Annotated in this window: 9 protein-coding genes; 4 read left to right on the top strand and 5 right to left on the bottom strand. The window is 34.6% G+C overall.

All coding sequences use genetic code 11. From position 1 onward, the window contains the following. From Megvenef_RS04920 to Megvenef_RS04900, 5 genes are all read right to left on the bottom strand, one after another. Positions 1–328 (bottom strand): transposase (locus tag Megvenef_RS04920; protein ID WP_322776028.1); only part of this gene is annotated, 328 nt, incomplete at its 3' end. A gap of 229 nt (positions 329–557) precedes the next feature. Next, positions 558–2,468: an ankyrin repeat domain-containing protein gene (locus Megvenef_RS04915; protein WP_322776869.1), complete on the bottom strand. Its 1,911-nt coding sequence runs from the start codon at positions 2,466–2,468 to the stop codon at positions 558–560. 107 nt (positions 2,469–2,575) lie between these two features. After that, complete coding sequence (locus Megvenef_RS04910) at positions 2,576–4,012, bottom strand: NAD-dependent succinate-semialdehyde dehydrogenase (protein WP_322776868.1); 1,437 nt, start codon at positions 4,010–4,012, stop codon at positions 2,576–2,578. Then, complete coding sequence (pgsA, locus tag Megvenef_RS04905; RefSeq protein WP_322776867.1) at positions 4,012–4,560, bottom strand: CDP-diacylglycerol--glycerol-3-phosphate 3-phosphatidyltransferase; 549 nt, start codon at positions 4,558–4,560, stop codon at positions 4,012–4,014. The genes Megvenef_RS04910 and pgsA overlap by 1 nt, the downstream gene beginning before the upstream one ends. 6 nt (positions 4,561–4,566) lie before the next feature. Next, the gene (locus tag Megvenef_RS04900) at positions 4,567–5,043 is read right to left on the bottom strand and encodes a GNAT family N-acetyltransferase (RefSeq protein ID WP_322776866.1); all 477 of its coding nucleotides are present in this window, start codon (positions 5,041–5,043) and stop codon (positions 4,567–4,569) included. Between the two features lie 165 nt (positions 5,044–5,208). Here Megvenef_RS04900 and Megvenef_RS04895 point away from each other — a divergent pair, with 165 nt between their 5' ends. The 4 genes from Megvenef_RS04895 (at position 5,209) to Megvenef_RS04880 (ending at position 9,642) form a co-directional block, all read left to right on the top strand. Next, positions 5,209–5,913 carry a CoA transferase subunit A gene (locus Megvenef_RS04895; RefSeq protein ID WP_322776865.1) on the top strand — a complete coding sequence of 235 codons (705 nt, stop codon included), beginning with the start codon at positions 5,209–5,211 and terminating at the stop codon, positions 5,911–5,913. A 3-nt stretch (positions 5,914–5,916) separates the two neighbouring features. Further along, a complete protein-coding gene (locus Megvenef_RS04890; RefSeq protein WP_322776864.1) occupies positions 5,917–6,555 on the top strand; it encodes a 3-oxoacid CoA-transferase subunit B in 639 nt (212 codons plus the stop codon). 111 nt (positions 6,556–6,666) lie between these two features. Continuing rightward, a complete protein-coding gene (locus Megvenef_RS04885) occupies positions 6,667–8,130 on the top strand; it encodes a tetratricopeptide repeat protein (protein WP_322776863.1) in 1,464 nt (487 codons plus the stop codon). 228 nt (positions 8,131–8,358) lie between these two features. Then, positions 8,359–9,642 (top strand): tetratricopeptide repeat protein, encoded by a 1,284-nt coding sequence (locus tag Megvenef_RS04880; protein ID WP_322776862.1) that lies wholly within the window; start codon positions 8,359–8,361, stop codon positions 9,640–9,642. The last annotated feature ends 297 nt before the right edge of the window (positions 9,643–9,939 follow it).

Below are 9,939 nucleotides of genomic sequence, written 5' to 3'. Positions count from 1 at the left end.
CTTCAGACACATCAAGATCTTGCTGCAAATATTCATAACCACAAAAATATTGCCAATAAATATTTTCCTTTAGCTCTTCCTCCGTAAACGAATCAGAACCGTTGTACATAGCTTGAAGCATTGATAGTGCTAGCATTACTCTATGATCTTTCTTATTTCTACCAAATTGCTTGATTTCAATGTTAGGCAATGCTCTGGCTTCAAGTTCAGACCAATTTACTAAATCCCTTAGTTTATATAACTTGTTTTTAGGATTTAGTTTTGTAGATAATTTCTCTTCAAATAACCTTTCTTGTTTTTGGAGAAAAGTAATATTTTCTATAGGCATAATTTTAAAATCCGTAAGCTTTATGCGGTAATTATACCATTTTCTTATGGATTTTGTAAGCTGTTTATGACATGAAACCCCTTGTTAATTCAGGCGGGGAGAGTTTTGACGGAGGGACTATGTAACTTATGTGTGTATGTGGTGTTACCTGTTACCTACATAAAAGTTACTGGTACATTTAGGCTGAATTAAAAAATTCAGCCTAAGTTGAACTCGCCCAAAGAAAGAGTTAGAAATCTTCTTTGCTTTCTCCATCAATATTTCCTGTTGGTTCAACATCTAATGAAACTTCTTCCACTACTGTAGTTACACCGAATATTTTACAAAGAGCTTTAAAACTAGTTGGATTTGCTCGACAACTAGACGCTATTTTTACATAATTTTCTTCACCCGGGAATGAAGATGCGATTTCTTCATCACCATCACCATGCAATAATTTTGTGATAAGTAGTTTCATTTTTTCTCTTTTAGAAAGAGGTTTTGAAGTTTTTTCATAATCAGCAACACATCCTGCAATTTCATTAGTGGTTCCATGTTGTTCAGATAAAATGCTTATTTCATCTGTTATTTTTGCTCCATTTTGGATTGCTAACTTTGCTGCTGGAAGATACGCTTTACCAGCGCCAACAAAAAGTTTTAGTAGTTCGCCATTATTATAATTAATATCAGTGCCGTTATCTACAAGAGCTTTAACAAATGAAGCTTCACCAGCCATAAGGGCATTAACCATTTCCTGGACAACCTCTTCTGATTTCATGTTAATATATTTCGAAACAGCTTTAACCAAACCAGCTGTGTGTTCACCACCAAGGGCTTTAATAGATTGAATCACTCCAAACTCTATCTCTCCTTTTATAGGAACAATAACGGTACACTTTGTAAACCCATGTTTTACAAGCTCTAGAGTCATTCTTTCATTATCACAAAGCAAGGAGTGAGCTAAAGGAGAATCTATGATTTGAACTGATCCTTTGTTAATAACTCTTCCTGGCGTTTCTAAAGCAGTTAAGTTGTTTTCTAGGATAAAATCAAATAATAAGTCATTACCATGATTGATAGTATAACTTAATAAAGTAGTACCATTATCTGCTTCAGTTGTACCTACTCCATGTTCTGCCAAGATTAAAGCAAATTGATTGGCTTTAGCTCCAATATCTCCTGGAGTTGATCCTTGTATAACTAGCAATTCTAAAGCTGTAATTCTTGATGTCCCTACAATGTTTGTTTTTATTGCCAAACTTTTATCATCAATAAACTTTTGGAAAACTACTAGGGGTATTTCTTGGGAATTTTCTACAAGATAGTGAAGAAGGAATTTGTTGGGATCAGTTTTTAATATTCCATTTTGTAAATCTGAGGTTTTGTTATAATACCCCTCAAGAATTAATGACTTTTGTATTTCATATGTTTTATCAAGGTTTTCTATAGCAAGCCCAACGTCTCCACCCAATACTTTAGTTGCTTCGACGAATCCCTTCTCCTCAGCCATTTTTACTGCTGTTTTGCCAGCAAACTTACCAGCTCTTTCTCCTGCAATCATATCAGTTGGAAGACCAGAATCTATCCATGCCTTCAGCATCTCAATATCAGAAGTTCCTTTGTCAACTTGATCAACGATCTTATGAAGCTCAGAAAATCCAGTTGAATCAACTTGCGTTACATCTATTCCGTGTTGTGCAAGAGCGACAAAGGCGGGTAAATTATTTTTGGCTACAACAAAATTAAGTGGCGTAAATTCAAGTCCATCTACTATTATTTTTTCTTCGAGGCTTCTTCCCTGAGATACCCACGTATCCATAAGAGACTTTAATACTGTTGGATTTTTTTCATTAACGGCAATAAAATGCATAAACCCATCGAATATTTTTTCGCAAATATCTACTCTAAAACTTGCTGCTTTAGGATTATTTACTGTAGTAGCAGCCAGCTCCATTGTTACGTTATCCATTCCTAGCTTGGTTCTCGCATAGTGTTGAATGAACTGACATTTTGCAATAAATTCTTGCTGTAAAGATTCATTGTCCATGTTATCCCAAACTGCCTGTGGATTTCCAATTCTATTGCCAAGATAGATTAGAAACTGTTCGCCAAATGCATGTTGATCAAAAATATTATTAAGATTCGATTCCTTTTTTTTCATATATTTACTGAATTGAATAGTTGCGTTAGTTACCTATGAAGGATAAAATTTATATCAAGAAATGTCAATAACAACTTATTAATTATTAATAAAAGTTAATACATAGTCTAGTAATGAAAGTTAATGTATTTAGTTACGAGATACTCTTCTAGACCTTCATGAGAGCCCTCTATCCCAAACCCAGAAGCTTTTCTACCGCTAAATGGAGCTTTTGTTGTTGCGGGAAATGAGGAATTAATAGAGACCATGCTAAAATCAAGCTTAGAAGCAATATGATTGGCTCTTCTTATATCTTTTGAATATACATAAGATTGTAGTCCGTATTCGGTGTTATTAGCTCTATCAATAACCTCTTGAGTAGAAGAAAAAGAATAGCAGGCAATCACTGGGCCAAAGATTTCGGTGGTAAAAATATTCATATCGTCTGTACAATCTTTTACAACAGACGCTTCCATAAAATTGCCATCACACATGCCACCACATATAATTTTTGCTCCTTTTTGTTGTGCGTCTTGAAGTAGTAAGTTAACCTTCTCGATAGCCTGAGCATTAATTAGCGGTCCAAGTTTATTTGATTCTATAAACCCATCCCCTGCTTTGCAGTCACCAAATTTTTTTGCAACTAAATCTACGAATTTATCATAAATGGAATTTTCTATGAATACCCGGTTCGGAGAAGTGCAAGATTGGCCTCCAGAGCGGAGCTTAATTGCCACTAGATCATCTGATACTTTATCCAAATCGCAATCGGCAAATACAATATATGGAGCATTTCCACCCAACTCAAGCGAGAGCTTCCTTAATGAGCTTGCTGATTTTTCGTATAACAACTTCCCTACCCTTGTTGAGCCAGTAAACGATAATTTACGAATTCTGAAGTCTTTACAAATTATATCGCCAAATAATTTAGCATCACTAGTAACTACATTTAAGACGCCAGCTGGTAAACCAGCTTCTTCAAGCAGCATAGCTTGAGCCAACGCAGAAAAAGGGGTAAGTTCAGAAGGTTTTAATATGACGCTGCAACCCGCTGCAATAGCTGGTACAATTTTTCTAACTACCATAGCGCATGGGAAGTTCCAAGGGGTAATAGCTGCTACTGGGCCGATCGGTTCTTTTTCAGCAATGAGTTTATGTTCGTATGAATTTCCAGGTCTTATGTATGTACTGCTAGATTTAATAATACAAGCGAACCAATCGATAAAGGACTCTCCATACAAAATTTCCTTTGAAGATTCAGCTAAAACTTTGCCCTGCTCTAGAGTAAGCAATTCACTCAGTTCTTTTAAATACTTATGCTGTAGTTCTTGCCACTTTCTAAGTATTTGATAACGCATATCAACAGTTGATTCTGCCCATGATTTTGCGGTTTGACATGTGTTATCAATTGCTTTTATCAAGTTCTGTGCTGATAAGTTCGGTACATATCCAATTATTTTGTCGTTTGATGGGTTTTCAACATGAATTATCTCTTTTTCAGAAATCCAATCTCCTGCAATATAATTTTTACCATTAATTCGTTCTAATATTGTGTGTGTGTTCACTAGAAGTACCTGCTGCACGCTTGTAAATAAGAATATCCTGTAACTAAAGTTAAAATAGCTGCTATCCAGAGACTTATATGCCCTATTAAATCAAGGGACGCTATACCTGAACCAACAGACCCAACAATAAGCATCGTCATAGCGACCATCTGTATAGTTGTTTTAACTTTAGCAAGCCTTGTAACTGGAACGCTCACTTGGACTTGAGCTAAAAACTCTCTAAAGCCTGCAACAACAAATTCACGTGCGAGAATAAGTAGGCAAGGTATTTCGTCAGCCCTATTGTCTTTTACAAGCATAACCAATACACACCCGACCAAGACTTTATCAGCTATTGGATCAAACATTCTGCCAAAACTAGAAATAATATTATATCTTCTGGCCAAATAGCCATCGAAAAAATCGGTTACACTAGCAAAAGCAAATACGATTCCTCCAACCCTATGAGCAAACTTAGAATCCTCAAAATAAAATGTCATTACTATAATTGGGATTGATACTAGCCTTATTATAGTTAGATAATTTGGTATATTTTTGTCAATTTGCATCTATAACTACTTATTTTTTGTGATATTATACTTCATTATAGGGATCATATACCCCTCTGTTACATCCGAAAGCTGTTCACCAATTCTTGTAGCCCCTAATTTTTCATAAAACCCCTGCGCGTTTGGGTCTATCAAGAATTTAAAACACTTTACTTCTTCGGTTCTTAGTTCATGTATAACTTTATTCCAAAGTGTTGTTCCAAGGCCTAATCTTATACTATCTGGCTCAATATAGAACTTAGCTTCACTAAGTGCTTCGCTTCGGCTTGGCGCTATACAAAAAAAACCTTTGATCAAATCATCTATCTTTGCTACGTAACATACTGATTTATCCAAAAATTCTTCAGTAATTTTTAATACTTCTGCTGCTTTTTCTATTTGCTGGGGAGTATAACCCCACATCGCAAGAGAACGAGCCATTATGTTATTTAGTATCGTAGTATTATCTGGTCGTACTTTTTTTATTACATAGTGGTTTTTCATAATTATATACCTAATTTTTCTAACCATCCCCAGATATGCAATTGGTAAACAATAAAACACTATAAGTCAACAAACAACTATAGTTCTAGCAATAGAATTTTGCCTTATTGTATTCTAATGTATAGAATACTTAAATCATAAACTAATAAAGAGTTTTAGCCAATAATGACACAGTTTTTTAATAATGCAGAAGAAGCAATAGCAGGCGTGCTCCGAGATGGAATGCTCTTACATGCAGGTGGTTTTGGCCTTTGTGGAATTCCGGAGAATATAATTTCAGCAATAGCAAAATCTGGAGTAAAGAATTTAACAGTAGTCAGCAACAACTGTGGAGTTGATGATTTTGGCTTAGGTATTTTGCTAAAAAATGGTCAGATCAAAAAGATGATATCTTCATATGTTGGTGAAAATAAAACCTTTGAAAAAATGTACCTCGATGGAACTCTTGAGTTAGAGCTTAATCCACAAGGAACCCTTGCTGAACGAATCAGAGCTGCTGGAGCTGGTATCCCTGCTTTCTATACACGAACAGGGGTTGGAACAATTGTAGCTGAAGGAAAAGAAATAAGAGAGTTTAACGGTGAAAAATACATTATGGAAAAAGCTCTTCTGGCAGATTTAGCAATTATCAAAGGTTATAGAGCCGATAAATTTGGTAATGTAATATATAATAAAACTGCTAGAAATTTTAACCCCGTAATGGCGACAGGGGCTAAACTTACTATTTGTGAAGTAGAAGAAATTGTTGAAACCGGAGAGCTTGATCCAGCTAACATCCATACTCCAGCTATATATATTCATAGGCTTTTTAAAGGGAAGGATTATGAGAAAAGAATTGAAAAAGTAACCATAAGAACTAGAGAGGCTTAAGTAATGTCATGGTCAGTAGATGAAATGTGCCAAATAGCAGCGCAAATGGAAATAAAAGACGGACAGTTTATTAACCTTGGCATTGGTATGCCAACGAACATTACAAATTTTATACCAAAAGGCATTAATGTCAGTTTTCAAAGTGAAAATGGTATGTTAGGGATGGGGCCATTTCCATATGAAGGTGAAGAAAACGCCGACCTTATTAATGCTGGTAAGCAGACTATTACAGAACTATCGCAAAGTAGTTATTTTGATAGTGCGGCCTCATTTGCAATGATCCGTGGAAGTCATATTGATCTTACTATACTTGGCGCACTTGAGGTCTCAACTACCGGGGATCTAGCCAACTGGGCAGTACCAGGCAAGATGATTAAAGGTATGGGTGGAGCTATGGATCTTGTAGCTAATATCAAAAGAGTAGTAGTTCTGATGACTCATAATTCAAAAGATGGTTCTCCTAAGCTTGTTGATAAATGTACCCTGCCCCTAACTGGTGTTGGCGTGGTAGACAGAGTGATCACTGATATTGGTGTTTTTGATGTTGACCATGATGTAATAAAGCTTATTAAAAAAGCAGACTCTGTTTCATTTAATGAGATTGTTCAAAGAAGTTCAGCAAAGATTGTTGATGCTAGATAAGTTATTAAAAGCGGACATTATTAGCAACAACAATTAAGTTTGCAATAATTGTTGTCGATATGTATAATGCCTGCCGTCAAATAGTCAAATCTAAAAAACTTTGATATAATTATGAAAAGAAAATCTCCTCCTGAATTAGATACGCCCAACAAAAAGAAAAAATATAATCCAAATGAAGATAATTACTTTGCTAGTTTGGGTCGCGTTCATTTTAAATTTGGTAAATACGAAGAAGCCATTTCTGCTTTATCTGAGGCAATAGATCTTGACCCAAATAACGCTGGATATTTTTCTAGTTTAGGAGCTAGTCTTTCTAAATTACAAAGATACGAAGAAGCAATTGTTCCATACAAAGAGGCAACAAGACTTGATTCAGAAAATGCTGAATATTGTAATAATTTGGGTTATATTTATTTTAAATTACAAAGATACGAAGAAGCAATTGTTCCATACAAAGAGGCAACAAGACTTGATTCAAAAAATGCTGAATATTGGGGTAATTTAGGGTATGCTCATTTTAAATTAGGGCAATATTCAGAAGCAATTGTTCCATACGAAGAAGCAACAAAACTTGATTCAAAAAATGCTGAATATTGGGCTAACTTAGGATACGCAAATTTTAAATTAGAAAACTACCAAGAATCAGCTAATGCATATATAAAATTAACAATTATTGATCCAACTAGTACTAAATATTGGTCTGATCTAGGTTATGTTTATTTAAAATTAGGGAAGAATAAAGAAGCTGTTTTTGTTTACACGAAGTTAACAAAGGTGGAACCAACTAATGTCGAATATTGGGTTAACTTAGGGGTGGCTTATTTTAAATCAAGGGAGTATGAGGAAGCAATTGTTGCTTATACAAAGTTAACAGATCTGGAACCAAATAATGTCGAACATTGGGCTAACTTAGGATACGCAAATTTTAAACTAGGGAAATATCAACAGGCTGTTGATTTATATGAAAAGGCCAGAAAGATTGATCCACAATACGTTTTAAACAAAATCAGTATAACAATAATTCAATCAACTGATTCTATTGAAAAAGTAAAAGAAGTTATTATTAAATTTATTATGCCATTAAATAAAAATATCTTAAATTTTAGTAAGGACGAGCTATTAATACAGACAGCTAAAACTAATATTGCAGATTCTATAGTAAAATATACTGCTATTAGCACGATTGGAAAAAATACTTTTTTAGATAAAGCGATACAAATGTATTTAGAAGTAGGAACCGAAGAATCGTTAACTAAAATCTACAAGATAGTGGAACACAATAATTTTTCTTCTGAAAAACAGGCAGAAATATATTATAGTGTAGGAAATAAATACTTTTCACAAAAAGATTACAATAAAGCATTAATAGAATATAAAGCCTCTATAAAACTAAATCCGAAATTCTTAGACCCTTATATAAAGGTTAGTTCAACTTATCTTGCATTGGGACAAAGTGATAAAGCTGAGTTATATAAGGGGCAAGCAGCGACACTTTTGGACAAGGCATTACCAGACTTACTAGATACCGAAATTCAGGAACAAGAAGAGTTTATGGATTTACTTGGAAATATTTAGTGGTCTAGTCCTTTTTTGAACGAGTTTTAGTTTACTAAAGAGAGGCTATTTCTCTCCTTTTCAAATGCATCAGTTAATTTTTACGTAAGCACTCGGTGATAGTGGTCTAGAAACCAGGGCAATCGCGTTAGATTCTTGAGCTCGCTCATCGTTAACTTGTTGTAATGTATTTGACGTATTTATGAAGCTATAATAAGATGTGGTTATTGTAAAAATTCAAGTACACATATGAAAAGACTTCTCAATTCTGACACAGGATCAGATAAAAACGACAACGCACAGATTGATCAAATTTTTAATTCAACCAATGCTAACCACTTCAATAGTTTGGGAGCGACTCATTTCCAATTAGGCGAATTCCAAGAAGCAGTTGATGCACATAAAACAGCCACCGAGCTTGATCCAACTAATGCTATATACTTCTATAATTTGGGAGAGGCTCATTTAAAATTAGGCCAATTCCAAGAAGCAGTTTATGCACATAAAACAGCCACCAAGCTTGATCCAACTAATGCTAAATACTTCAAGAATTTGGGAGAGGCTCATTTAAAATTAGGCCAATTCCAAGAAGCAGTTTATGCACATAAAACAGCCACCGAGCTTGATCCAACTAATGCTATATACTTCTATAATTTGGGAGGCGCCCATTTCAAATTAGGCAAATTACAAGAAGCCGTTGCTCCATTTAAAACAGCCACCGAGCTTGATCCAACTAATGCTATGTACTTCAATAATTTGGGAGGCACCCATTTCAAATTAGGCAAATTACAAGAAGCCGTTGTTCCATTTGAAAAAGCCACTGATCTTGATAAAACTAATGGTTTATACTTCAATAATTTAGGAATGACTCATTTCAAATTAGGTGAATTCCAAGAAGCCGTTGCTCCATATAAAAAAGCCGCCGAGCTTGCTCCAACTAGTCCATTACCTACTATTGCTTTAATTACTCCAGCTCATTCTGCTAAAGAAGTGCGGGAAATAATTACTAAGGTCATTATTCCAGTGAATCAGTTTATTATAGATTCTAGCGCCGATAAGTCATTGGTAGTGAAAAAGTTATTGGTAGAGAAAGCTAAAACTAATATCGCTGATGCTATGGTGAAATACACCACTACTACCCCAGTTGGAAAAAGTACCTTTTTAGATATAGCGCTAAAATTATATTTAAAGATAGGAACCGAAGAAACTTTAGATAAAGTTTGTGAAATTTCTAAAAATAATAATTTTTCTTCTGAAAAACAGGCAGAAATATATTATAGTGTAGGAAATAAATACTTTTCACAAAAAGATTACAATAAAGCATTAATAAAGTATCAAGCCTCTATAGAACTAAATCCGAAATTCTTAGACCCTTATATAAAAGCTAGCTCAACTTATCTTGCATTGGGGCAAAATGAAGAAGCTCAGCAATACAAAGGGCAAGCAGCGACACTTTTGGACAAGGCTTTACCAGACTTACTAGATACCGAAATTTATGAACAAAACTTAGTTATGGAGTTGCTTGGAGATTAGTGGTCTATGGCCTTTTTTGAACGAGTTTTAGTTTATAGTAAAAGCAGTTGAATTATGGTACAAAACTCTTCGACTGAGTGACTAGTTTTTGAACATGTGAACAGATACAGTAATCCAGGGATCTCAGGCGACCTAAAAAGAAGATACCGGGGCAAGCCAGGTATGATTTTAGTTGATCACGATAAAATTACTCACCATAAGGTAATCGGTAATCATACTAAGTCTCTCCGTCAAAACTCTAAATTTTTGATATAATTTCAAGAATTTCAAAAATAAATCACCGCACATTCATTTTTT

The organism is Candidatus Megaera venefica (assembly GCF_034554655.1).
Classification (GTDB): domain Bacteria; phylum Pseudomonadota; class Alphaproteobacteria; order Rickettsiales; family Rickettsiaceae; genus Megaera_A; species Megaera_A venefica.
This window is presented reverse-complemented; position numbering and strand designations above follow the sequence as displayed.